The 22,221-nt window shown below is 63.4% G+C and carries 23 protein-coding genes; 14 read left to right on the top strand and 9 right to left on the bottom strand.

The window, feature by feature from the left end; translation table 11 throughout:
* The first annotated feature begins 145 nt into the window (after nucleotides 1–145).
* The 4 genes from ccmA (at nucleotide 146) to AC0L3E_RS10510 (ending at nucleotide 2,330) form a co-directional block, all read left to right on the top strand.
* Nucleotides 146–769, top strand: a complete 624-nt coding sequence (gene ccmA / locus AC0L3E_RS10525; RefSeq protein WP_128290106.1) for a heme ABC exporter ATP-binding protein CcmA — start codon at nucleotides 146–148, stop codon at nucleotides 767–769.
* 25 nt (nucleotides 770–794) lie between these two features.
* The gene (gene ccmB, locus AC0L3E_RS10520) at nucleotides 795–1,460 is read left to right on the top strand and encodes a heme exporter protein CcmB (protein ID WP_292565742.1); all 666 of its coding nucleotides are present in this window, start codon (nucleotides 795–797) and stop codon (nucleotides 1,458–1,460) included.
* Between the two features lie 124 nt (nucleotides 1,461–1,584).
* The gene (gene ccmD / locus AC0L3E_RS10515) at nucleotides 1,585–1,752 is read left to right on the top strand and encodes a heme exporter protein CcmD (protein WP_127268184.1); all 168 of its coding nucleotides are present in this window, start codon (nucleotides 1,585–1,587) and stop codon (nucleotides 1,750–1,752) included.
* Entirely contained in the window at nucleotides 1,749–2,330 is a 582-nt protein-coding gene (locus AC0L3E_RS10510) for a DsbE family thiol:disulfide interchange protein (RefSeq protein ID WP_473604739.1), read from the top strand. The genes ccmD and AC0L3E_RS10510 overlap by 4 nt, the downstream gene beginning before the upstream one ends.
* Nucleotides 2,331–2,510: 180 nt before the next feature.
* Here AC0L3E_RS10510 and AC0L3E_RS10505 read toward each other — a convergent pair whose 3' ends face one another.
* Nucleotides 2,511–2,678 (bottom strand): hypothetical protein, encoded by a 168-nt coding sequence (locus tag AC0L3E_RS10505; protein WP_013528833.1) that lies wholly within the window; start codon nucleotides 2,676–2,678, stop codon nucleotides 2,511–2,513.
* Nucleotides 2,679–2,941: 263 nt separating this feature from the next.
* On the opposite strand from AC0L3E_RS10505, the gene AC0L3E_RS10500 reads away from it, so the two are divergent.
* A complete protein-coding gene (locus tag AC0L3E_RS10500) occupies nucleotides 2,942–3,862 on the top strand; it encodes an SMP-30/gluconolactonase/LRE family protein (RefSeq protein WP_256747782.1) in 921 nt (306 codons plus the stop codon).
* A 91-nt stretch (nucleotides 3,863–3,953) separates the two neighbouring features.
* Nucleotides 3,954–4,160, top strand: a complete 207-nt coding sequence (locus AC0L3E_RS10495) for a tautomerase family protein (protein WP_023811297.1) — start codon at nucleotides 3,954–3,956, stop codon at nucleotides 4,158–4,160.
* A 95-nt stretch (nucleotides 4,161–4,255) separates the two neighbouring features.
* On the opposite strand, the gene AC0L3E_RS10490 is transcribed toward AC0L3E_RS10495, so the two are convergent.
* The 8 genes from AC0L3E_RS10490 to AC0L3E_RS10455 all read right to left on the bottom strand — a co-directional run bounded on the left by AC0L3E_RS10490 (nucleotide 4,256) and on the right by AC0L3E_RS10455 (nucleotide 11,797).
* Nucleotides 4,256–4,786 carry an NADPH-dependent FMN reductase gene (locus AC0L3E_RS10490; protein ID WP_473604738.1) on the bottom strand — a complete coding sequence of 177 codons (531 nt, stop codon included), beginning with the start codon at nucleotides 4,784–4,786 and terminating at the stop codon, nucleotides 4,256–4,258.
* Nucleotides 4,787–4,825: 39 nt separating this feature from the next.
* Complete coding sequence (locus AC0L3E_RS10485) at nucleotides 4,826–5,446, bottom strand: pyridoxamine 5'-phosphate oxidase family protein (RefSeq protein ID WP_473604737.1); 621 nt, start codon at nucleotides 5,444–5,446, stop codon at nucleotides 4,826–4,828.
* A gap of 94 nt (nucleotides 5,447–5,540) precedes the next feature.
* Nucleotides 5,541–6,215, bottom strand: coding sequence for a septation protein A (locus tag AC0L3E_RS10480; protein WP_027037447.1), 675 nt, complete (start codon nucleotides 6,213–6,215; stop codon nucleotides 5,541–5,543).
* A gap of 61 nt (nucleotides 6,216–6,276) precedes the next feature.
* Complete coding sequence (gene ftsY, locus AC0L3E_RS10475) at nucleotides 6,277–8,226, bottom strand: signal recognition particle-docking protein FtsY (protein WP_473604736.1); 1,950 nt, start codon at nucleotides 8,224–8,226, stop codon at nucleotides 6,277–6,279.
* Nucleotides 8,227–8,238: 12 nt separating this feature from the next.
* The gene (gene mtaB / locus AC0L3E_RS10470; protein ID WP_473604735.1) at nucleotides 8,239–9,552 is read right to left on the bottom strand and encodes a tRNA (N(6)-L-threonylcarbamoyladenosine(37)-C(2))-methylthiotransferase MtaB; all 1,314 of its coding nucleotides are present in this window, start codon (nucleotides 9,550–9,552) and stop codon (nucleotides 8,239–8,241) included.
* A complete protein-coding gene (gene dapF / locus AC0L3E_RS10465) occupies nucleotides 9,552–10,436 on the bottom strand; it encodes a diaminopimelate epimerase (RefSeq protein WP_473604734.1) in 885 nt (294 codons plus the stop codon). Before dapF ends, mtaB begins: the two co-directional genes overlap by 1 nt.
* 96 nt (nucleotides 10,437–10,532) lie before the next feature.
* Entirely contained in the window at nucleotides 10,533–10,694 is a 162-nt protein-coding gene (locus tag AC0L3E_RS10460; RefSeq protein ID WP_013528842.1) for a DUF1328 family protein, read from the bottom strand.
* 83 nt (nucleotides 10,695–10,777) lie between these two features.
* Nucleotides 10,778–11,797: an MBL fold metallo-hydrolase gene (locus AC0L3E_RS10455; RefSeq protein ID WP_473604733.1), complete on the bottom strand. Its 1,020-nt coding sequence runs from the start codon at nucleotides 11,795–11,797 to the stop codon at nucleotides 10,778–10,780.
* Between the two features lie 262 nt (nucleotides 11,798–12,059).
* Between AC0L3E_RS10455 and AC0L3E_RS10450 the strand changes: the two genes are divergently transcribed.
* The 8 genes from AC0L3E_RS10450 (at nucleotide 12,060) to odhB (ending at nucleotide 22,217) form a co-directional block, all read left to right on the top strand.
* Nucleotides 12,060–12,599 carry a protease inhibitor Inh/omp19 family protein gene (locus AC0L3E_RS10450; RefSeq protein WP_023811288.1) on the top strand — a complete coding sequence of 180 codons (540 nt, stop codon included), beginning with the start codon at nucleotides 12,060–12,062 and terminating at the stop codon, nucleotides 12,597–12,599.
* Between the two features lie 53 nt (nucleotides 12,600–12,652).
* Complete coding sequence (gene zapE / locus AC0L3E_RS10445; protein ID WP_473604732.1) at nucleotides 12,653–13,852, top strand: cell division protein ZapE; 1,200 nt, start codon at nucleotides 12,653–12,655, stop codon at nucleotides 13,850–13,852.
* Between the two features lie 394 nt (nucleotides 13,853–14,246).
* Nucleotides 14,247–15,215, top strand: coding sequence for a malate dehydrogenase (mdh, locus tag AC0L3E_RS10440; RefSeq protein WP_013528846.1), 969 nt, complete (start codon nucleotides 14,247–14,249; stop codon nucleotides 15,213–15,215).
* Nucleotides 15,216–15,261: 46 nt separating this feature from the next.
* A complete protein-coding gene (sucC, locus tag AC0L3E_RS10435; RefSeq protein ID WP_127808697.1) occupies nucleotides 15,262–16,455 on the top strand; it encodes an ADP-forming succinate--CoA ligase subunit beta in 1,194 nt (397 codons plus the stop codon).
* Nucleotides 16,456–16,459: 4 nt separating this feature from the next.
* Nucleotides 16,460–16,831, top strand: coding sequence for a cupin domain-containing protein (locus AC0L3E_RS10430; RefSeq protein WP_473604731.1), 372 nt, complete (start codon nucleotides 16,460–16,462; stop codon nucleotides 16,829–16,831).
* Nucleotides 16,832–16,871: 40 nt separating this feature from the next.
* Nucleotides 16,872–17,774, top strand: coding sequence for a succinate--CoA ligase subunit alpha (sucD, locus tag AC0L3E_RS10425; RefSeq protein WP_473604730.1), 903 nt, complete (start codon nucleotides 16,872–16,874; stop codon nucleotides 17,772–17,774).
* 127 nt (nucleotides 17,775–17,901) lie between these two features.
* Nucleotides 17,902–20,889, top strand: a complete 2,988-nt coding sequence (locus tag AC0L3E_RS10420) for a 2-oxoglutarate dehydrogenase E1 component (protein ID WP_127267775.1) — start codon at nucleotides 17,902–17,904, stop codon at nucleotides 20,887–20,889.
* A 47-nt stretch (nucleotides 20,890–20,936) separates the two neighbouring features.
* On the top strand, nucleotides 20,937–22,217 hold the full coding sequence (gene odhB, locus AC0L3E_RS10415; protein ID WP_473604729.1) for a 2-oxoglutarate dehydrogenase complex dihydrolipoyllysine-residue succinyltransferase: 1,281 nt from the start codon (nucleotides 20,937–20,939) through the stop codon (nucleotides 22,215–22,217).
* Nucleotides 22,218–22,221 lie beyond the last annotated feature (4 nt).

Raw genomic sequence — 22,221 nt, 5'->3', positions numbered from 1 at the left:
TTCGGCGCTAATTCTGTTCCCGTGCCGACCGCTGGCACGGATGCACCGCATATAGAGAATTTTCTGGAATAGTTCTAGACAGTTGGAAAGCAAATTTGTGCGATGCGGCAGCGGCCGCGACACATGGTTTCAGGGCAGGCGAGGAATGCGGCTGATCGCCGAAAATCTGGGCGGCGAGCGAGGCGGCGAGGCGGTGTTTTCCGGCATCGATTTTGTTCTGGAGGAGCGTCAGGCGCTCATCGTCACCGGGCCGAACGGATCGGGCAAGTCGACCTTGCTGCGGGTCATCGCCGGGCTGCTGCCGGCGGCGCAAGGCAGCGTGAGGATCGAGGGTGCCATGGAGATTGAAGACGGGGACGAAGCGTTCCCGTCTGTTGCCTCGGCCTGTCACTACCTTGGCCACCAGAACGCAATGAAGCCGGCGCTCAGCGTGGCGGAGAATTTGCGCTTCTGGCGCGACTTCAACGGCGACGGACAGCTCGGCGTCGAAGAGGCGCTGGAAACGGTCGGGCTCGGCGGCATCGGCCACCTGCCGTTCGGCTATCTATCGACCGGGCAACGGCGCCGGGCGGCGATCGCCAAGCTTCTGGTCAGCCACCGGCCATTGTGGTTGCTGGATGAGCCGACAGCAGGGCTGGACAAGGCGTCGGAGGCGCGATTTGCGGGGTTGATGGCCAAGCATTGCACGGATGGCGGGATGATTGTCGCGGCGACGCATCTGCCGCTGGGGATCGAGGGGATGGAGTTGAGGATGGGGGAAACGGGTTGATGATGGCGCGCGAGCATCTCATACCATGCTAGCGCTCTTCGCCCGCGACATCCGCCTCAACATCCGTGCCGGCGGCGGGGCGCTGACCGGGGTCATCTTCTTCCTCGCCGTCATCGCCACCATCCCGTTCGGAGTAGGGCCAGACCTGAAGCTGCTGGCCCGCATCGGACCGGCCATCCTGTGGATCGGCGCGCTGCTGTCCTGCCTGCTCGGGCTCGACCGGTTGTTCCAGGCCGATCGCGAGGATGGCTCGCTCGATCTCCTGGTGCTCGGAAACGACCGCCACATGCTGGCCTTGACGGTGCTGGTGAAATGCCTGGCGCATTGGGCGGGCAGCGTGCTGCCGCTGGTCATCGCGGCTCCTTTGCTCGGCCTGTTCATGAACATGGAGCCGCTCGGCATCGGCGCCACGGCGCTGACGCTGCTGGTCGGGACGCCGGCGATCACCTTCATCGGCGCCGCCGGTGCTGCGGTGGCAGTGGCGCTGCCGCGTGGCGGGCTGCTGATCTCGGTACTGGTGCTGCCGCTGACCATTCCGGTGCTGATCTTCGGCGTTTCGGCAAGCTATGGAGCGACCGCCAATCCCGATCCGTTTCTGCAGCCCTTCCTCATTCTTGCCGCGCTGACCCTGTTTCTTGGCGTGCTGGGTCCGGTCTCGGCGGCGCTGGCGCTGCGCCATGGCACGGATTGACGCGGCGTATGACTGCGGCGCGGCGACCGATTGCGAAGCCGACGGAGCGAGGCTAAGGGAAAGGCATGTCTAGACTGGGCGACATGATCGGCTTGGAAGCCCCCACCTCAGCGAGGCCCGTCGCATGAGCGCGCATGCACTCTACGTGACCGCCGCCTATGGCATTACGGCCGTGGTGCTGGCCGGATTGATCGGCTGGATCCTGCTCGACCAGCGGGCGCGCAAGCGCGAACTCGCCGAACTGGAGGCATCCGGCGTGCGGCGGCGCTCCGACAAGGCCGCAAAGCCATGAGCACCGAAACGGAAACGCCGCCCCCACGCACTCGTCGCCTGTTCGTGCTGTTGCCGCTGCTGATCTTCCTCGGCCTGGCCGGACTGTTCCTGTCGCAGCTGCTGTCGGGGCGCGATGCTTCGGAAGTGCCGTCGGCCCTGATCGGCCTGCCTGCGCCGCAAACCAGCCTGCCTGCGCTGGAGGGGTCCAACCTGCCGGGGCTCGATTCGAAAACCTTCGCCGGCAAGGTCACATTGGTCAACGTCTTCGCGTCGTGGTGCGCGCCATGCCGCGAAGAGCACCCGGTGCTTCTGGCGCTGTCGCAGGATAAGCGTTTCACCATGGCGGCGCTGAACTACAAGGACCGGCCGGAAAATGCACGCCGGTTCCTCGGCGATCTCGGCAATCCGTTCCAGGCGATAGGGGTCGACGAAGCGGGCCGCGCGGCGATCGACTGGGGCGTCTACGGCGTGCCGGAGACCTTCGTCATCGGCAAGGACGGCAAGATCGCCTACAAGCATGTCGGCCCGCTGACGCCCGAGACGGCGAGGGATCTCTTGCTGCCACAGATCGACAAGGCGCTGGCGGTTCCGGGTTAGACGGCAGCGCTAGGCCCCCTCATCCGGCCGCTATGCGGCCACCTTCTCCCCGTGGGGGAGAAGAGGGAAGCGGCGGCGCCAGGTAGCTCCTCTCCCCTCGGGGAGAGGTCGGATTGCCCGGAATTGCTCTTGCAATTCGGTTTGGCAATCCGGGTGAGGGGGATTCCCCTCAAGCCGGACTCAGCCGTAGATCTGCTTGTGGATCTGGTAGAGCATTTCCGAGCGATCGGCGCGCATGTCGGCCAGATCGCGGCTGGAAAAGCTGTCGATTTCGGCGACAAGGCGGTTGTAGTGCTTGCGCTTGGCAATGCTGTTGCGAGCGCGGGTCATGAGACTGTCGAGGATCATAGCAAGGTTCCTTTTTTGGCGCCGCGTTTCGGCGGCGGTTTCTTCCTCCCTTGATCGATACGAAGCATGACATAGTAATGGTGCATTGCAAAAAGAAGATGTTGCAATGCACCATTGCGCTGGACGCATAGCCGGTTAATACGGCGCTAACGTCATGCACAGAGCCGGCAAGCGATCTTTTGCATGACACTGTGCGTACCCACATTGCCTTCTGTCCCTCCGGCTGGCTTGATCCGGGTGTCATTGATGCCGGGAGGAAAAGCATGGCGGCCGCAGACTATTATGAAATTCTCGATCCGCGCTTCGCGCGCCTGTTCAACGGCAACGCGCAGGTCGAGAAGCTGTTCACCGGATGCCAGTGGGCGGAGGGGCCGGCCTGGTTCGCCGCCGGCCGCTATGTCATCTGGTCCGACATCCCCAACAACCGCATGCTGCGCTATGACGAGACCGACGGCAATGTCAGCGTCTTCCGCCAGCCGTCCGGCAATTCGAACGGCAACAGCGTCGACCGGCAGGGCCGGCTGATCACCTGCGAGCATTCGGGCCGCCGTGTCAGCCGCACCGAGTTCGACGGCTCGGTCACCACGATCGCGTCCAAATGGAAGGGCAAGCGGCTGAATTCGCCCAACGACGCGGTGGTGAAATCCGACGGCTCGATCTGGTTCACCGATCCGAGCTACGGCATCGATACGGATTATGAGGGCGACAGGGCCGAGAGCGAAATCGGCGCCTGCCATGTCTATCGGGTCGATCCCGGCACGGGCGAGGTCGAAGCCGTCATCACCGACATGGTCCGGCCTAACGGCCTGGCCTTCTCGCTCGACGAGAGCAAGCTTTATGTCGTCGATACCGGCCGCACGCATGGCGCGCAGAATCCGGCGCATATGCGGGTTTTCAATGTCGGCAAGGGCGGCAAGAAGGTTTCGGGCGAGAAAGTCTTCGCCGACTGCACGGCCGGCCTGTTCGACGGCTTCAGGCTCGACGAGGACGGCCGCATCTGGACGAGTGCCGCCGACGGCATCCATTGCTACGATCCGGACGGCACGCTGATCGGCAAGATCAAGGTGCCGGAAGTCACCGCCAACTGCGTGTTCGGCGGCAACAAGCTGAATTGCCTCTACATCGCCGGCACCACGTCGCTCTACATGGTGCGGCTCATGGTCAACGGCGCCAAGACATACTGAGACTGGAGCTCTGGCTGAGACTGGAGCACTGGCGGCCGTTCGACGGTTTCATCGAAGCGGGTCGCGAGCACGAACATCCCGGGAGGACAAAATGCCATTCGTCAACATCCGCATCGTCAAGGAAGTGATATCAGCCGATCCGGCGGGCAAGAAGGCGGACATCGCCAAAAAGGTGACGGCGGCCATCATGGACGCCACCGGGCTGAGCAACGACGATGTCTGGGTGGTTTTTGAAGAGGTCAACGCGCGCGATTGGTACGTTGGGAAGACCGATGTGGAGACGCTGCGAAAGGGGTAGTTCCCCGAGACAGGTTGGCGGGACAGCGCCCCCCCTCTGCCCTGCTGGGCATCTCCCCCACGAGGAGGGAGATTGGCCGCGGCGGCCGCTCGGCCTCAACGCGAGCGAATAAACTCCACGAACGCGGCTAGCGCATCGCGCATCGCCAGCCGGTTTTCCGGCTCGGCCAGGATTGCCTCCACCTCCGGCGGCTTCTTGCCGAGCAGGGCAATCTCCAGCACGTCGTCGCAAAGCGCGAACGACATGGTGCGCATGATCTCGGCCAGTGCGGCGCGGGCGAACAGCGAGCGCGGCGAGGCGTGTGCCAGCATGGCGGGCTTGGCGACAGCGGCATCGCGCGAGACCAGCCAGTCGAGCGCGTTCTTCAGCCCGCCCGGCACGCCATGGGCATATTCCGGACAGGAAACGATCAGGCCGTCGGCTCGGCTGACGGCATCGATCAGCTTGGAGGCTTCGAGCGGTGTCCGCTCGCCTTCATCGTCGGGATTGAAGATCGGTAGACGGCCGAGCCCGTCACGGACGGTGACGCGGCAGCCGGACGGCGCTTCGCGCGCCAGTGCGGCGATCAGCGCCGAATTTGTGGAGGCCGCGCGCAGGCTGCCGGAAATGGCAAGGATGTTCAGCAAGGTATGGAATCAGTCCAGACGCGAATCGCGTCCGGAAAGCTACCACATCGTCTTCCTGTATTCCTCGTCGAGCCAGCGATCGGTCGCCTCGGCGGAATCGGCAACCGCCAGCTGATCGCGCATGATCTGGCCGAGCGTCGGCAGCGTCGCGCGGTCGTACCAGGTTTCCGGCTTCCACAAATCCGAGCGCATGAAGGCTTTTGCGCAGTGCATGTAGGCGGCCTTGACGCTGACCACGACGACGCTTTGCGGCTCCCTGCCGTCGACGGCGAGCCGTTCGCGCAAATTTGCGTCGACGGTGATGCGGGCATCGCCGTTGACGCGCAGCGTCTCGTTCATGCCGGGAATGAGGAAGAGCAGCCCGACCGAGGGATTGAGGAGGATGTTCTCCAGCGTGTCGAGCCGGTTGTTGCCGGGCCGGTCGGGAATGGCGATGGTGGTGTCGTCGAGAACGGTGGCAAAGCCCGGCTTGTCGCCCTTCGGCGTCACGTCGGCGTTGCCGGCACCGTCGGACGAGCCGATCAGCACGAACGGGCTCTTGCCGATGAAGGAGCGGCAATGGCCGTCAATTTTTTTCAGCTCCTTGCGGATAGAACCGTCGGTCGGCCGTGGCGTCTTGTAGATCGTCCTCAACTGGTCGCGCGTGGTGATGAATTCCATGTCCCTCTCCCCAGAACGGTTCATTGTTGAACGAACGCAGAACCGCTGTTTCCCTTTGTTTTGACGCAGCTCCGGACACTTTCCTGAAACTGCTCTATTTCCCGGCCTTCTCTTCTTTGCCGGCCTTGTCCTCGAGCGAATGACGCAGGATCAGCGGCATCTGGCTGAAGGTGAACAGAAGCGTGATCGGCATGATTCCCCAGACCTTGAAAGTAACCCAGGCATCGGTGGAAAAATTGCGCCACACCACCTCATTGACGATGGCCAGGAACAGGAAGAACAGGCCCCAGCGGAAGGTCAGTTTCCGCCAGCCTTCGGCGTCGAGGCTGAAGGCTGAATCGAAGACATAGCCAAGCAGCGACTTGCCGAAGTAGAGGCCGCCGAGCAGCACGCCGCCGAACAGCGTGTTGACGATGGTCGGCTTCATCTTGATGAAGATGTCGTCCTGCAGATAGAGCGTCAGCGCGCCGAAGATGAAGACGACGACGCCCGACACCATCGGCATGATCGGCAAGGTGCGGGTGAGCAGCCACGAGGCGATCAGGGCGATTGCCGTGGCGGCCATGAACAGCCCGGTGGCGACGAAAATCGGCCCGCCGAACTCGGCCAGAACAGGGAATTTCTGCACCAGCCATCCGCCGCGCGCATTGGCGAAGAAGAACACCATCAACGGCCCAAGCTCCAGCACCAGCTTGAGCAGCGGATTGACGCCTTCCTTCTTCTGCTTCTGCGGGTCCGACGGATCGCGTTCGAGAATGGGTGGGTTCATGGAATCTCTTTCTTGCGCATGATCTGATCCAAAAAGTCTGCACCTTTTTGGGACATGCTTGTTAGGCTACTCCAGCGATCGCCCTGGCGAATTCGCTTGCTGAGAACGGTTCGAGGTCGTCGACCTGTTCGCCGACGCCGATGAAATAAACCGGCAATTTGTGCTTTGCCGCGATCGCCACCAGAATACCGCCGCGTGCCGTGCCGTCCAGCTTGGTCATCACCAGGCCGTTGACACCGGCGATATTGCGGAAGATCTCGACCTGGTTGAGCGCGTTCTGGCCGGTGGTGGCGTCGACTGTCTGCAGCACGGTGTGCGGCGCTTCCGGGTCGAGTTTGCCAAGCACGCGGACGATCTTTTCGAGCTCCGCCATCAGTTCGGTCTTGTTCTGCAGGCGGCCGGCGGTGTCGATGATCAGCACGTCGGAACCGGCCTCCCTGGCCTTCTCGAAGGCGTCATAGGCGAGCCCTGCGGCATCGGCGCCGATCTTGGAGGCGATGACCGGCGATTTCGTCCGCTCGCCCCAGATCTTCAGCTGCTCGATCGCAGCGGCGCGGAAGGTGTCGCCGGCGGCGAGCATCACCGACAGGCCGCCATCGGTGAGCTTGGCGGCGAGCTTACCGATCGTGGTGGTCTTGCCGGTGCCATTGACGCCGACCACCAGAATGACATGCGGCTTGTGCGAGAGATCGAGCTCCAGCGGCATGGCGACATGGGTCAGCACTTTTTCCACCTCGGCGGCCATGATGGCGCGGACCTCGGTGTCGGAAACGTTCTTGCCGTAGCGGCTGGCGGCCAGCGCGTCGGTAACGCGCAAGGCCGTCTCCATGCCGAGATCGGCGCGGATCAGCACATCCTCGAGGTCCTGCAGCGTCTCCTCGTCCAGCTTGCGCTTGGTGAAGACGCCGGCAATGTTGCCGGTGAGCTCCTTGGAGGAGCGGGCAAGCCCGTCCTTCATGCGCTGGAACCAGGAGCGCCTCGGCGCCGGCTCCGGCGCCTTCTGCGGCTCGGCCTTCTGCTCGACTTTTTTGGTGACGGTCACCTTGCCGGGAGCGGGCTTTGGCTCCGGCTTCGGCACGGCCTGCGGTTCGGGCGCGATCTCGGCAATGACCGGCTGCGTCTCGACCGGGGCCGGCTGGCGAATGGGAGGTGCGATTTCGGCGGCGGGCGCTTCGGCCACGAGAGCAGCCGGCATGGCTTCCACGGGTGGCGCCGAATCTTTCGCAAGTTCGTGCTGCCCCTCACCCCTACCCTCTCCCCGTGAAGGACGGGGAGAGGGGGGCGTCAGCGTTGAGGCTTCGTCTTCGATGTTTGCAAGAGGAGACGCAGCTTCACCGCTAGCCCCCTTCTCCCCGTCTCTATACGGGGAGAAGGTGCCGGCAGGCGGATGAGGGGCGGTGCCGGCCTCTGAAGACGGCTGAAGAGGGGACGGCGCCGGTGTCGGCACCTCGATCGGCGCTGGTGTTTCTGCCGGAACCTCGACAGGCGTCGGCACTTCGACCGGGGCCGGCTCCGGCTGCTTTTCCGGCCGCGACGGGACGATCTCCGGCTCGGCCGGCGCCGGAGCAGGGACTTCTTGCGGCTGCGGTTCGGGCGTGGGTTCCGGAACGGCGGGAGGTGTTGGTATCTCCTCGGGCGCCGGCGGCTCGGCTGGCGTCTCGGGCGCTGGTTCTTCTTCCGGCTCGGACTCCGGCAGAGGTTCTGGCTCTGAGGGAACAGCCGGCTCCGGTACTGGCGGGATGGTTGGCTCCGGCTCGGGCGCCGGTTCCTCGACAGGCGCCGGTTGCGGCGCAGGAATTACCTCCGGCTCGACTACCGGCGCGGGCGTCGTTCCCGCCTCGGGCCGCGGCTCGTCGCGCTTCAAGAACTCCGGAACGACCTGTTCGGCCGCCGGCTTCAGCGTATCGAGTGCTTCCCATTTGATCGGCGGCAGCGGGGCGGTCTCGTCGATCCGCTCCTCGACAACCTCTTTCTTGCCGAACGAAAATATCTTCTTGAAAAAACCAGCCATGCTTTGCGTTTCTCAGGCGGCGCGGGCGGCAAGGGGCGCCGCGATCAGCCTGCTGCCATCGTGGCCTGATATCTCAGCCTCGACGATCTTACCCGGTGCGCCCGTGCCGAGTGCGGCAAGCGTAAAACCCTCGGTGCGGCCAAGGCCGTCGCGCTCGATCAGGATCGACTGGCGCGTTCCGGTGAGCGACGACAGATGCCTGAAATAGGCAGCTTCACCGGCGGCACGCAGCCGGGCGGCGCGCTGCTTGACGACCTCGCGGCGGAGCTGCGGCATGCGCGCGGCGGGCGTGCCTTCGCGTGGGCTGAAGGGGAAGACGTGGAGATGGGTCAGGCCACACTCCTCGACAATTTTTTCCGAGTTCTCGAACATTTCGTCGGTCTCGGTCGGGAAGCCGGCGATGATGTCGGCGCCAAAGACGATACCGGGGCGCAGCTTGCGCACATCCTCGCAGAAGCGGATCGACTGATCGCGTAGGTGCCTTCGCTTCATCCGCTTCAGGATCATGTCGTCGCCCGATTGCAGCGACAGATGCAGATGCGGCATCAGCCTGGGCTCGGTGGCGATGGCATCGAGCAAATCGTCGTCAGCTTCGATCGAATCGATCGACGACAGCCGCAGCCGCTTCACGTCGGGCACCTGTTTCAGGATTGTTTTCACCAGTTTGCCGAGCTTCGGCGCCCCCGGCAGATCGGCGCCGAATGATGTCATGTCGACGCCGGTCAGCACGATCTCGGCATAGCCGTTGCCGGCGAGCCGCTTGACCTGCTCGACCACGGCGCCCATCGGCACCGAGCGCGAATTGCCGCGGCCGTAGGGAATGATGCAGAAGGTGCAGCGGTGGTCGCAGCCATTCTGCACCTGGACGAAAGCGCGTGCCCGGCCCTCGATGGCGTCGACCATGTGGCCTGCGGTCTCACGCACCGAAAAGATATCGTTGACGCGCGCCTTCTCGGTGTCGTTGACGCCGAAATCCGGCAGCGCGCGATAGGAATGCGCCTTCAGCTTCTCTTCATTGCCAAGCACGAGATCGACCTCGTCCATGGCAGCGAATTTTTCAGGCTCGGTCTGCGCGGCGCAGCCGGTGACGATGATGCGTGCCCGTGGGTTGTCGCGGCGGGCCTTGCGGATCGCCTGCTTGGCCTGGCGCACTGCTTCGCCTGTCACGGCGCAGGTGTTGAAGATCAAAGCGCCGCCTTCCAGCGCGCCCAGACCGGCACTTTCGGCCTCGCGCCGCATCACCTGCGATTCATAGGTGTTGAGCCGGCAGCCGAAGGTGACGACATCGATGCCCTTGGACACCGGGCTCTTGGGCAGAGCGGACATCAGGCCGCGCTTTCGGTGTCGCGGGCCCATGTCCCGTTCGACGGGTCGAAGCTGCCGGAAAATTCCCATTCGGCGGCGCCGGTCAGCACCACATGGTCATCGTCGCGCCATTCGACATGCAGCGTACCGCCGCCTGGCGTCAACAGACCGACGCTGCGGCCGGTCCGGTTGGTGCGGGCCGCGGCCACCACGGCCGCGCAGGCGGCCGAGCCGCAGGCCTTGGTCAGTCCGGCGCCGCGCTCCCAGGTGCGGATGATCATGGTTTCGGGCGAAGTAACCTGAGCGATGGTGATGTTGGCGCGCTCGGGGAACATCGGATGGTTCTCGAGCAGCGGGCCGAAGCGGTCGAGCTCATAGGACCAGACGTCATTGTCGACCCAGAAGATGGCGTGCGGATTGCCCATCGAGACGACCGAGGGGGAATGCAGCACCGGCGCGTCGATCGGGCCGATCTGCAGCTCGATCATGCGGGTGTCGCGGAATTCCTCGGCCAGCGGGATATCCTGCCAGCCGAAGCGTGGCGTGCCCATATCGACCGAGATCGAGCCGTCGGCATGTTCGCGCGCATTGAGGATGCCCGCCACGGTTTCGAAGGTGAAGATCTTCTGGCCGGTCTCGGCGGCGAGCGCCTGGACGACGCAGCGCATGCCATTGCCGCAGGCCTGCGCGCCAGTTCCGTCGGAATTCAATATGTCGATGAAAAAGGCGGTGCCCGGCGTCCTTGCGTCGTGGATCGCCATGATCTGGTCGAAGCTGGTCGCGGCATCGGCGTTCAGCGCAATCGCCGCCGCCGCCACCACCCGATCGGCACGGCCACGCATATCGGCAACGATAATCTCGTTGCCGATGCCGTTCATCTTGGCGAAAGGGGCAGTGCTGGCCATTGCTCCGAAAAATTCCGTGTCCGTTTGGCGCTATATGGCGGAAACGGGCAGGAATTACCAGTGCGCAGCCGCTTGGTCACGGCGAAAGCGCCGGACTTACGTGACGGCGAAAATGCCCAGCACCACCAGCAGGAAGATGATCAGAACGATGCCGATAAGGATGCGCGCGCCGGTGGCGGCAGCACCTGCCAGCGCCGGCATGCCGAGCAGGCTCGCCGCCGCGGCGACGATCAGGAGGATGATGATCCATTTGAGCATGGCGATGCCTCGCAACCCGACAGATTTTTCAACCGCATGAAAACGCTGTTGCCGCGCTGGGGTTCCGTCGAAACCGATGCGGATCAGGGCACTATGTGCTCCGGTACATTCCAGACCTCGCCCGGCCGCAAGGCGCGAAAGCGCTGCCGTGGGATGCCTTGATCGTCAAGCGCCTCGGTCAATTTGCGCGCCGGCTCGTCGATCGGCTCGTCAGTGAGCTGGAAAGTTCCCCAATGACAGCCGGCGGCATGGGCGGCATTGCACAGCGTCATGCCTTGCACCGCTTCCCAGGGGTTCTGGTGCTGCGGCGCCATGAACCAGCGCGGTTCATAGGCGCCGATCGGCAGGATGGCGAAGCGGAAACCGCCATGTTTCTCGGCCATCCGCCGGTAGTTGATGCCATTGTGAAAGCCGGTATCGCCGGCGAAATAGAGCTTGCTGTCAGGTGTTTCGACGACGAAGCCGGCCCAAAGCGCCATGCGCCGGTCGCGGGCGCCACGCGCCGACCAGTGATGCACCGGCTCGACATGGACGGCGGCGCCATCGCCGATCTCGACCCTGTCGCCCCAGTCATGCGCCGACAGTCGCATGCCGGGCACGGCGGCTTCGATGATGGCGTCGTTGCCGAGCGGAGTGAGCACCAGCGGGTCGTGGCCGGCCTTCAGCCGCTTCAACGTGGCGAGGTCGAGATGGTCATAGTGGTTGTGGCTGACCAGCACGAAATCGATCGGCGGCAGGTCGGCAAAGGCGATGCCTGGCGCATTGATGCGTTTTGGTCCGGCGAAGGAAAGCGGCGATGCGCGCAGCGACCACACCGGATCGGTGAGGATGTTCAGACCGGCCGTCTGGACCAGCAAGGTGGAATGACCAACCATCGTCACTTCCAGCGCGGCGCCCTCGACCCTTGTCGCCGGTTTTGCCTGCGGAAGGGAGCTTGCATCGCTCGCCGGCCATTTCGAGCGCTGGCCATTCAACTGCCATTTCAGCAGGTCGGCGAAACGGCCGGGTGGCCGGCCGTCGGGATTGAAGAACAATGCGCCGTCGAAATGGTCGCTGGGCGGGCCGCTGTAATAGCGATTGGCGGCAGTCTTTCTCGCGGCCAATTTACGGCTCCAGCAGGGTTTCGTTTTCCAGACATAGGCGCTAAGGCGGTTCGCGCAAGCGTCCACCGACGAAGTGTTGACCGGAATTCCCAAGCGACGCGCGACAAACGGTCAGCCGTCGCGATTGCGATAAATTTGCAACAATTCTTGCTGCAAACTGTATTTTAACCATATCGGGTTGAAATTTCGCCACCTTCTCCATCTTGGTGGGGGTGAGATTGTGCGGACGGCTTCCCCCCAGCCGGATCCGACGGAGGTTGGAATGACTTTTTCGAAAACCGGTCTGGTGGCCGTATCGCTGGCGGCGCTCGTTGCGAGTGGCTGTTCGACCTCACGTTTTTCCTCGATGGATGACCAGCAGCCGGCACCGCTGGAGGCCGCGCCCGCCGGCAAGGTGACGGCGAACCAACTGCCGCCGCCGGCATCGCCCGGCACCACCGACCCTTCGCAATTCCCGACCGCGCCGGCGAACACCCAGGTCGCCGCGCTGCCTTCGGACGGCTCGGCGCCGGCCGGCGCTTCGGACGTGACCGCCGCCAGCGTCGCCGGTGTCTGGAACGCCAGCGTTGCGGGCCAGAGCTGCAAGGTGGCGACACCGCAGACCAAATTCGGCGCCGGCTTCCGCGCCGGGCCGCTGCATTGCCCGGCGCCGATGGACGGCATCAAGTCGTGGAACGTCGCCGGCAAACAGCTGACGCTGTATGACGAGAGCGGCGGTGCGCTGGCGCGGCTCTATTCCTCGGGCGGCTCGAAATTCGACGGCCAGACTTCCAATGGCCAGCCGATTTCACTTACGAGATAGTTTTTGTTTTACGCAATTCCGGTTCCCGGAACTGCTCCAGAACGACGTGACCGATGCATCTGCGTGACGGCCTCCAGACCCATGCGACCGTCAGGCAGCGCTACGACCATCTGGTGGAAACCGGTACGATCGACCGCGATCCGGCGCAGGAACGGATCGTTGCGGCACTCGACCGGCTGACCGATGAGATTTCGGCCAAGCGGCTGGCGCATAAGTCGAGCGCGCTGGGCTGGCTGTTCGCCCGCAAGCGCGAGACGCATGAGGCCGTCAAAGGCCTCTACATCCATGGCGGCGTCGGTCGCGGCAAGACCATGCTGATGGACATGTTCTTCGACTTGCTGCCGGTGCGGCGCAAGCGCCGCGTCCACTTCAACGACTTCATGGCCGACGTGCAGGACCGTATCCAGAAGCACCGGCAGGCGCGCAAGAATGGCGACGTCAGGGAAGACGATCCGATCCCGCCGGTGGCCAAGGCCCTTGGCGAGCAAGCCTGGGTGCTGTGCTTCGACGAGTTCTCGGTCACCGACATTGCCGACGCGATGATCCTGTCCAGGTTGTTTTCGGCGCTGTTTGCCAGCGGCGTGGTGCTGGTCGCCACCTCGAATGTGGCGCCGGAAAACCTCTACAGCGACGGGCTGAACCGCCAGCTTTTCCTGCCCTTTATCGGCATACTGGAGCGGCACACACAGGTACTGGCGCTCGATGCCGACAAAGACTACCGGCTGGAAAAGCTCGCCCGGACACCGGTCTATGTCACGCCGGCCGATGCGGCGGCGGACCAGCTACTCGACGAGGCCTGGCAAGCCATGACGCGGGGCGCGCCGACCGCCGAGACATCGATTGCCCTCAAAGGACGGCAGGTGATCGTGCCGCGTGCGGCGGGCGATGCGGCGCGGTTCTCCTTCGCCGATCTCTGCGAGAAGCCGCTTGGCGCGCGCGATTTCCTGGCGATCGCCGGGCGCTTCTCAACCATTTTCATCGACCACGTCCCGGTGCTCGGCGAAGGCAAGCGCAACGAGGCCAAGCGCTTCATCCTTCTGATCGACACGCTCTACGACCATCATGTGCGGATGGTGGTGAGCGCCGATGCGCCGCCGCAAGCGCTTTATGCAGCCAAGCGCGGCGTCGAAGTCTTCGAGTTCGAGCGCACCGCATCGCGGCTGATCGAGATGCAAAGCCGCGACTGGCTGGAGGATTGGGCGGCGCGGCAGAAGGGGAAGCCGGCGCCAGAGGCACAGCAGGCGCAGGCCTGAATTTCCAGAGAATCCGTCGGTAGCGATCCTTCGTGTCCCCTCCCTCGGCAGGACAGAGGGGGGCGCTGTCCCGCCGACGTCTACAACTCGAACCTCCTCGGCTACCCGCATCACAAGGGTGTCATCGCCCGCATTCGGCCTTACGATTTCCATCTTCATCGGTTATTTCTTCCGAAGTCGGCTTACAAACTTTGACGTTTACGTAAATCCCAAATGATCTAACCGATTGAAAATACTGACACCAAAATAATCGTTTGAATTTTTTCCGTGCCGGGGCTATTGGGTGCGGCGAAAATTCGCGGTTCCCCGCAGCATTCCGGCCTCTTCTTCGACGCCGCCATCAAGTCACCAGAGATTTGAGACGTCGTCACCGACAAAGGGAAAACATCCTCACATGGCACGCAACAAGATAGCGCTTATCGGCTCTGGCATGATCGGCGGCACGCTCGCTCACATGATCGGCCTCAAGGACCTCGGCGACGTGGTGCTGTTCGATATTGCCGAAGGTATCCCGCAGGGCAAGGGGCTCGATATCGCGCAGTCGTCGCCGGTCGATGGCTTCGACTCCAGGCTCACCGGCATCAACGACTATGCCGGCATCGAAGGCGCCGATGTCTGCATCGTCACCGCCGGCGTGCCGCGCAAGCCCGGCATGAGCCGCGACGACCTTTTGGGCATCAATCTCAAGGTCATGGAACAGGTGGGCGCCGGGCTGAAGAAGTATGCGCCGAAGGCCTTCGTCATCTGCATCACAAACCCGCTCGACGCCATGGTCTGGGCGCTGCAGAAGTTCTCAGGACTGCCCAACAGCCATGTCGTCGGCATGGCCGGCGTGCTCGACAGCGCGCGCTTCCGCTATTTCCTGGCGGAGGAATTCAAGGTCTCGGTCGAGGACGTCACCGCGTTCGTGCTCGGCGGCCACGGCGATTCCATGGTGCCGATGATCCGCTATTCGACGGTATCGGGCATTCCGCTGCCCGATCTCATCAAGATGGGCTGGACCTCGAAGGAAAAGCTCGACCAGATCGTGCAGCGCACCCGCGACGGCGGCGCCGAGATCGTCGGCCTGCTCAAGACCGGTTCGGCCTATTACGCGCCGGCCGCTTCGGCGATCTCGATGGCCGAAGCCTATCTCAAGGACAAGAAGCGCGTGCTGCCCTGCGCGGCGTATCTCTCCGGCCAGTATGGCGTCAAGAACACCTATGTCGGCGTTCCCGTGGTGATCGGCGCCGGCGGCGTCGAGCGTATCATCGAGATCGAGCTCAACAAGAGCGAGCAGAAGATGTTCGACTCCTCGGTGGCGACGGTGCAGGGTCTGACCGAGGCCTGCGTCAAGATCGCGCCGCAACTCGCCTCCAAATGAATCTCCAGTAAGTGAACATCCAGCAAGCAACCCGGAGACCATCCAGATGAACATCCATGAGTATCAGGGCAAGGCGCTGCTGAAGTCGTTCGGCGCACCGGTGGCCGAAGGCGTGCCGGTGTTCAAGGCTGATGAAGCGGAAGCCGCCGCCAAGGCGCTGCCGGGCCCGCTCTATGTGGTGAAGAGCCAGATCCATGCCGGCGGCCGCGGCAAGGGCAAATTCACCGAACTCGGCCCGGACGCCAAGGGCGGTGTGCGGTTGGCCAAGTCGGTGGCCGATGTCGTTGCCAACGCCAACGAGATGCTGGGCAACACGCTGGTGACCAAGCAGACCGGCCCGGCCGGCAAGCAGGTCAACCGCCTCTACATCGAGGACGGCGCCGACATCGAACGCGAGCTCTATCTGTCGATCCTGGTCGACCGTTCGGTCGGCCGCATCGCCTTCGTCGTCTCGACCGAAGGCGGCATGGACATCGAAGCGGTCGCCCATGACACGCCCGAAAAGATCATCACCGTGGCCATCGACCCGGAAAAGGGCGTCACATCAGCCGATCTGAAGGCGCTCAACGGCGCGCTCAAGCTCGACGGCGATGCGGCCAAGGACGGCGACACGCTGTTCCCGATCCTCTACAAGGCCTTTGTCGAGAAGGACATGAGCCTGCTCGAAGTCAACCCGCTGATCGTCATGAAGAACGGCCGGCTGCGTGTGCTCGACGCGAAGGTGTCGTTCGACAACAATGCGCTGTTCCGTCACCCCGACGTGCTCGAACTGCGCGACACCACCGAAGAGGACGAGAAGGAAATCGAGGCGTCGAAATACGACCTCGCCTATGTCGCGCTCGACGGCAATATCGGCTGCATGGTCAACGGCGCCGGCCTCGCCATGGCGACGATGGATATCATCAAGCTCTATGGCGCCGAGCCCGCCAACTTCCTTGATGTCGGTGGCGGCGCATCCAAGGAAAAAGTCACGGCGGCGTTCAAGATCATCACCCGGGACCCGGCGGTCAAGGGCATCCTGATCAACATCTTCGGTGGCATCATGAAGTGCGACATCATTGCCGAGGGCGTCATTGCCGCGGTCAAGGAAGTCGGCCTGGAAGTGCCGCTGGTGGTGCGCCTGGAAGGCACCAACGCCGAGCTCGGCAAGAAGATCATCAACGATAGCGGCCTCAACGTGGTGTCGGCCGATGATCTCGACGACGCAGCCAAGAAGATCGTGGCGGCGGTGAAGGGCTGAGCGGATGCCTCCGCGCAAGATAAACCTCGTCGAGGCGGCGGATCGGACCATCACCAAGGTTTTCGATCCGCATATCGCCGGCGACGTCAACGACAGCCAGGCTAAGGTCGCCAAGTTCGGCGAGATGTTCGACTGGCATGCGCATGACAATGAGGACGAAGCCTTCCTCGTGCTGCGTGGGCGTATCGCCATCGATTTCCGCGACGGCCCGGTCGAACTCGGCGAGGGCGATTTCATCGTCGTGCCGCGCGGCATCGAACACCGGCCGCGTTCGCTGACCGTTGAGCCCGTGGTGCTGATGTTCGAGCCGGCAACGACGCTCAACACCGGCAATGCCAAGAGCGACCTCACGGTCGCTGACCTGAAGCGGCTCTGACCATGTTTTCCTCGATCAACGGTTTTAGAAAAGGGCTCCCATGTCCATCCTCGTCGACAAGAACACCAAGGTGCTGGTGCAGGGCCTGACCGGCAAGACCGGCACGTTCCACACCGAGCAGGCGCTCGCTTATCACGGCACGAAAATGGTCGGCGGTATCCACCCCAAGAAGGGTGGCGAGACGTGGACCGGCTCAAAGGGTGAAAAGCTGCCGATCTTCGCCACGGTCGCCGAGGGCAAGGAAAAGACCGGTGCCAACGCTTCGGTCGTCTACGTGCCGCCGGCGGGTGCCGCCGAGGCCATCCTCGAAGCGATCGAGGCCGAGATCCCGCTGATCATCTGCATCACCGAAGGCATCCCGGTGATGGACATGATCAGGGTCAAGGCGCGGCTCGACCGCTCGACGTCGCGGCTGATCGGGCCGAACTGCCCGGGCGTGCTCACGCCCAACGAATGCAAGATCGGCATCATGCCCGGAAACATCTTCCGCAAGGGCTCGGTCGGCGTTGTTTCGCGGTCGGGAACGCTTACCTATGAGGCAGTGTTTCAGACCACCAATGTCGGACTCGGCCAGACCACCGCCGTCGGTATCGGCGGCGACCCCGTCAAGGGCACCGAGTTCATCGACGTGCTCGAGATGTTCCTCGCCGACGAGGAGACCAAGTCGATCATCATGATCGGCGAGATCGGCGGTTCGGCCGAGGAAGACGCCGCGCAGTTCCTCAAGGACGAAGCCAAGCGTGGCCGCAAGAAACCGATGGCCGGCTTCATCGCCGGGCGCACGGCGCCGGCCGGCCGCACCATGGGCCACGCCGGCGCGGTCATCTCCGGCGGCAAGGGCGGCGCCGAAGACAAGATCGCGGCAATGGAATCCGCCGGGATCAGGGTATCGCCCTCGCCGGCGCGGCTGGGCACGACGCTGGTCGAGGCGATCAAAGGTTAAGGGAATAGGGGAGTAAGGGAGTAGGGCGGTAGGGAAAATAGCAGCGGCAAAAAGCCCTACTCCCCTATTCCCTTATTCCCCTACTCCCTCCAAAAACAGGAGACGGAGCCGGGCTCCGCGGACAAAAATGGCACGACAAGATCAGGCCAACGACCAGTTTTCGCTCACCTCTTTCCTTTACGGCGGCAACGCCGATTACATCGATGCGCTCTATGCCGCCTATGAAGACGATCCAGCCTCGGTCAATCCCGAATGGCAGGAGTTCTTTGCCGGGCTGAAGGACGATGCCGGCGATGTGCGCAGGAATGCCAAGGGCGCCTCCTGGGCCAAGCCCTCCTGGCCGCTGCAGGCCAATGGCGAACTGGTGTCGGCGCTCGACGGCAATTGGGGTATCGTCGAGAAGACGATCGAAAAGAAAGTCAAGGACAAGGCGGTCACCAACGGCGTCGTCCTTTCCGACGCCGATGTGCACCAGGCGACGCGCGATTCAGTGCGCGCCATCATGATGATCCGCGCCTACCGCATGCGCGGCCATCTGCATGCCAATCTCGACCCGCTCGGCATCGCCAAGCCGCTCGAGGACTACAACGAGCTGTCGCCGGAAAATTACGGCTTCACCGCTGCCGACTATGACCGGCCGATCTTCCTCGACAATGTGCTCGGGCTCGAATTCGGCACCATCCGGCAGATGCTGGAAATCCTGACGCGCACCTATTGCTCGACGCTCGGCGTCGAGTTCATGCATATTTCCGACCCCGAGGAAAAGGCCTGGATCCAGGCCCGCATCGAAGGTGCCGACAAGGAGATCACCTTCACCGCCACCGGCAAGAAGGCGATCCTGCAGAAGCTGGTCGAGGCCGAAGGTTTTGAGCAGTTCATCGACGTCAAGTACAAGGGCACCAAGCGCTTCGGCCTCGATGGCAGTGAAGCGCTGATCCCGGCGCTGGAGCAGATCGTCAAGCGCGGCGGCCAGCTCGGCATGAAGGAAATCGTGCTCGGCATGGCGCATCGCGGAAGGCTCAACGTGCTTTCCCAGGTGATGGCCAAGCCGCACCGCGCCATCTTCCATGAGTTCAAGGGCGGCTCGGCCGCACCTGACGAGGTCGAGGGTTCGGGGGACGTCAAGTACCATCTGGGCGCTTCGTCGGACCGCGAGTTCGACGGCAACAAGGTGCATCTGTCCCTGACCGCCAATCCCTCGCATCTGGAAATCGTCGATCCGGTGGTGATGGGCAAGGCGCGCGCCAAGCAGGATTACCTGTTCGGCCGCAGCCGCGAGGAGATCGTGCCGCTGGAAGAGCGCGCCAAGGTACTGCCGCTCTTGCTGCATGGCGATGCCGCCTTCGCCGGCCAGGGCGTGATTGCCGAGATCCTCGGCCTGTCCGGTCTGCGCGGCCACCGCGTCGCCGGCACGCTGCATTTCATCATCAACAACCAGATCGGCTTCACCACCAATCCGCGCTTCTCGCGCTCGTCGCCCTATCCGTCGGACGTCGCCAAGATGATTGAAGCACCGATCTTCCACGTCAATGGCGATGACCCGGAAGCCGTGGTGCACGCCACCAAGGTGGCGATCGAATTCCGCATGAAGTTCCACAAGCCTGTTGTGGTCGACATGTTCTGCTACCGCCGCTTCGGCCACAATGAGGGCGACGAGCCGGCCTTCACCCAGCCGATCATGTACCGCAACATCCGCACCCACAAGACGACCGTGCAGATCTACGGCGACCGGCTGATCGCCGAGGGTCACCTCACCCAGGCCGAGCTCGACCAGCTCAAGGCCGACTGGCGGGCGCATCTGGAATCCGAATGGGAAGTCGGCCAGCACTACAAGCCCAACAAGGCCGACTGGCTGGACGGCGCCTGGTCGGGCCTGCGCACCGCCGACAATCAGGACGAACAGCGGCGCGGCAAGACCGCCGTGCCGGTGAAGACGCTGAAGGAAATCGGCAAGAAGCTGACCGAGGTGCCGAAGGATTTCGAGGCGCACAAGACGATCATCCGCTTCCTCGAAAACCGCCGCCAGGCGATCGAGTCCGGCGAAGGCATCGACTGGTCGACGGCCGAGGCGCTGGCCTTCGGCGCCATCCTGCTCGACGGCAATCCGATCCGCCTGTCGGGGCAGGATTCCGAACGCGGCACCTTCTCGCAGCGTCACTCGGTCCTTTACGACCAGCGCGACGAGACCCGCTACATCCCGCTCAACAATCTGTCGGCGGCTCAAGCCGGCTACGAAGTCATCAACTCGATGCTGTCGGAAGAGGCGGTGCTGGGCTTCGAATATGGCTACAGCCTGGCCGAGCCCAAGGCGCTGACCTTGTGGGAAGCGCAGTTCGGCGATTTCGCCAACGGTGCCCAGGTGGTGTTCGACCAGTTCATCTCTTCGGGTGAACGCAAGTGGCTCAGAATGTCGGGCCTCGTCTGCCTGCTGCCGCATGGCTATGAAGGCCAGGGTCCGGAACATTCTTCGGCCCGGCTCGAACGCTTCCTGCAGCTTTGCGCCGAAGATAACATGCAAGTGGCCAACTGTACGACGCCGGCCAACTACTTCCACATATTGCGCCGGCAGCTGAAGCGCGACTTCCGTAAGCCGCTGATCCTGATGACGCCGAAGTCGCTGCTGCGCCATAAGCGGGCGGTGTCGACGCTGCCGGAAATTTCGGGCGAAAGCTCGTTCCACCGATTGCTGTGGGACGATGCGCAGCTGCTTTCCGGCCAGGCGATCAAGCTGACCAAGGATTCGAAGATCCGCCGCGTCGTGCTGTGTTCGGGCAAGGTCTATTACGACCTCTACGAGGAGCGCGAGAAGCGCGGCATCAACGACATCTATCTGCTGCGCGTCGAGCAGCTTTATCCGTTCCCGGCCAAGGCGCTGATCACCGAACTGTCGCGTTTCCGCAATGCCGAGATGGTGTGGTGCCAGGAGGAGCCCAAGAACATGGGCGCCTGGTCGTTCATCGACCCCTATCTGGAATGGGTGCTGGCGCATATCGATGCCAAGCATCAGCGGGTGCGCTACACCGGCCGTCCGGCCGCCGCCTCGCCGGCGACCGGACTGATGTCGAAGCATCTCGCCCAGCTCGCCGCCTTGCTCGAAGACGCGCTCGGCGAATAGAGAAGATCTGGGCGAATAACAGAACCGAAAGAAAACGGACAGGCACAATGGCTACCGAAATCCGCGTTCCCACTCTCGGCGAATCCGTCACCGAAGCGACCATCGGCAAATGGTTCAAGAAGGTCGGCGACGCGATCGTCGCCGACGAGCCGCTGGTCGAGCTCGAGACCGACAAGGTGACGGTGGAGGTGCCTGCCGCCGCTGCCGGAACCTTAAGCGAAATCACCGCCAAGGAAGGTGAGACTGTCGGTGTCGGTGCGCTGCTCGGTTCGATTTCGGCAGGTGGCACTGCCGCCGCACCAGCGACCAAGCCGCAGGCGGTGTCGCAGGCCTCGTCGCCGGATGCAGCATCGACCGGCAAGCAGGCCGCGGCCGAGACCGCCAAGATCGCCGGCGATGCCGGCCCGGTCGAGCCGCGCACCATGCCACCGGCACCGGCCGCGGCGAAACTGATCGCCGAAAGCAATCTCTCGGTCGACCAGATCTCCGGTTCGGGAAAGCGTGGCCAGGTGCTGAAAGGCGACGTGCTCGACGCCATCTCCAAGGGTGCGCCGTCGCAGCCGGCGGAGACGCCGAAGGCGGCACCTGCACCGGTTGCCGTACGCGCGCCGTCCTCGGGCGACGATGCGTCGCGCGAGGAGCGCGTGCGCATGACCAAACTGCGCCAGACCATCGCCCGCCGTCTCAAGGAGGCGCAGTCGACCGCAGCCATGCTGACCACCTTCAACGAGGTCGACATGTCAGCGGTGATGGCGCTACGCACCAAGTACAAGGACGTGTTCGAAAAGAAGCACGGCGTGAAGCTCGGTTTCATGGGCTTCTTCACCAAGGCCGTTACGCATGCGCTGAAGGAAATCCCCTCGGTCAACGCCGAGATCGACGCCACCGACATCATCTTCAAGAATTATGCCCATATCGGCGTCGCCGTCGGCACCGAGAAGGGTCTTGTCGTGCCGGTGGTGCGCAATGCCGACCAGATGTCGATCGCCGAGATCGAAAAGGATATCGGCCGGCTGGGCATCGCCGCGCGTGACGGCAAGCTGTCGGTCGCCGACATGCAGGGCGGCACGTTTACGATTTCCAACGGCGGCGTTTACGGGTCGCTGATGTCGACGCCGATCCTCAACGCGCCGCAGTCGGGCATTCTGGGCATGCACAAGATCCAGGACCGGCCTGTCGTGGTCGGCGGCGAGATCGTGATCCGGCCGATGATGTACCTGGCGCTCAGCTACGATCACCGCATCGTCGACGGCAAGGAAGCGGTGACCTTCCTGGTCCGCGTCAAGGAAAGCCTGGAGGATCCGGAACGGCTGGTGCTTGATCTCTAAGGCT

The organism is Mesorhizobium sp. WSM4822, from assembly GCF_055811155.1.
The sequence above is the reverse complement of the archived record's forward strand: the minus strand, read 5'-3'. Positions and strand labels throughout refer to the sequence as shown.

Excerpts from the sequence above, each read along its gene's own strand:
- ccmA (WP_128290106.1), top strand. The coding sequence starts at position 146 with ATGCGGCTGATCGCCGAAAATCTGGGCGGCGAGCGAGGCGGCGAGGCG.
- ccmB (WP_292565742.1), top strand. The coding sequence starts at position 795 with ATGCTAGCGCTCTTCGCCCGCGACATCCGCCTCAACATCCGTGCCGGC.
- ccmD (WP_127268184.1), top strand. The coding sequence starts at position 1,585 with ATGAGCGCGCATGCACTCTACGTGACCGCCGCCTATGGCATTACGGCC.
- AC0L3E_RS10510 (WP_473604739.1), top strand. The coding sequence starts at position 1,749 with ATGAGCACCGAAACGGAAACGCCGCCCCCACGCACTCGTCGCCTGTTC.
- AC0L3E_RS10505 (WP_013528833.1), bottom strand. The coding sequence starts at position 2,678 with ATGATCCTCGACAGTCTCATGACCCGCGCTCGCAACAGCATTGCCAAG.
- AC0L3E_RS10500 (WP_256747782.1), top strand. The coding sequence starts at position 2,942 with ATGGCGGCCGCAGACTATTATGAAATTCTCGATCCGCGCTTCGCGCGC.
- AC0L3E_RS10495 (WP_023811297.1), top strand. The coding sequence starts at position 3,954 with ATGCCATTCGTCAACATCCGCATCGTCAAGGAAGTGATATCAGCCGAT.
- AC0L3E_RS10485 (WP_473604737.1), bottom strand. The coding sequence starts at position 5,446 with ATGGAATTCATCACCACGCGCGACCAGTTGAGGACGATCTACAAGACG.
- AC0L3E_RS10480 (WP_027037447.1), bottom strand. The coding sequence starts at position 6,215 with ATGAACCCACCCATTCTCGAACGCGATCCGTCGGACCCGCAGAAGCAG.
- ftsY (WP_473604736.1), bottom strand. The coding sequence starts at position 8,226 with ATGGCTGGTTTTTTCAAGAAGATATTTTCGTTCGGCAAGAAAGAGGTT.
- mtaB (WP_473604735.1), bottom strand. The coding sequence starts at position 9,552 with ATGTCCGCTCTGCCCAAGAGCCCGGTGTCCAAGGGCATCGATGTCGTC.
- dapF (WP_473604734.1), bottom strand. The coding sequence starts at position 10,436 with ATGGCCAGCACTGCCCCTTTCGCCAAGATGAACGGCATCGGCAACGAG.
- AC0L3E_RS10460 (WP_013528842.1), bottom strand. The coding sequence starts at position 10,694 with ATGCTCAAATGGATCATCATCCTCCTGATCGTCGCCGCGGCGGCGAGC.
- AC0L3E_RS10450 (WP_023811288.1), top strand. The coding sequence starts at position 12,060 with ATGACTTTTTCGAAAACCGGTCTGGTGGCCGTATCGCTGGCGGCGCTC.
- zapE (WP_473604732.1), top strand. The coding sequence starts at position 12,653 with ATGCATCTGCGTGACGGCCTCCAGACCCATGCGACCGTCAGGCAGCGC.
- mdh (WP_013528846.1), top strand. The coding sequence starts at position 14,247 with ATGGCACGCAACAAGATAGCGCTTATCGGCTCTGGCATGATCGGCGGC.
- sucC (WP_127808697.1), top strand. The coding sequence starts at position 15,262 with ATGAACATCCATGAGTATCAGGGCAAGGCGCTGCTGAAGTCGTTCGGC.
- AC0L3E_RS10430 (WP_473604731.1), top strand. The coding sequence starts at position 16,460 with ATGCCTCCGCGCAAGATAAACCTCGTCGAGGCGGCGGATCGGACCATC.
- sucD (WP_473604730.1), top strand. The coding sequence starts at position 16,872 with ATGTCCATCCTCGTCGACAAGAACACCAAGGTGCTGGTGCAGGGCCTG.
- AC0L3E_RS10420 (WP_127267775.1), top strand. The coding sequence starts at position 17,902 with ATGGCACGACAAGATCAGGCCAACGACCAGTTTTCGCTCACCTCTTTC.
- odhB (WP_473604729.1), top strand. The coding sequence starts at position 20,937 with ATGGCTACCGAAATCCGCGTTCCCACTCTCGGCGAATCCGTCACCGAA.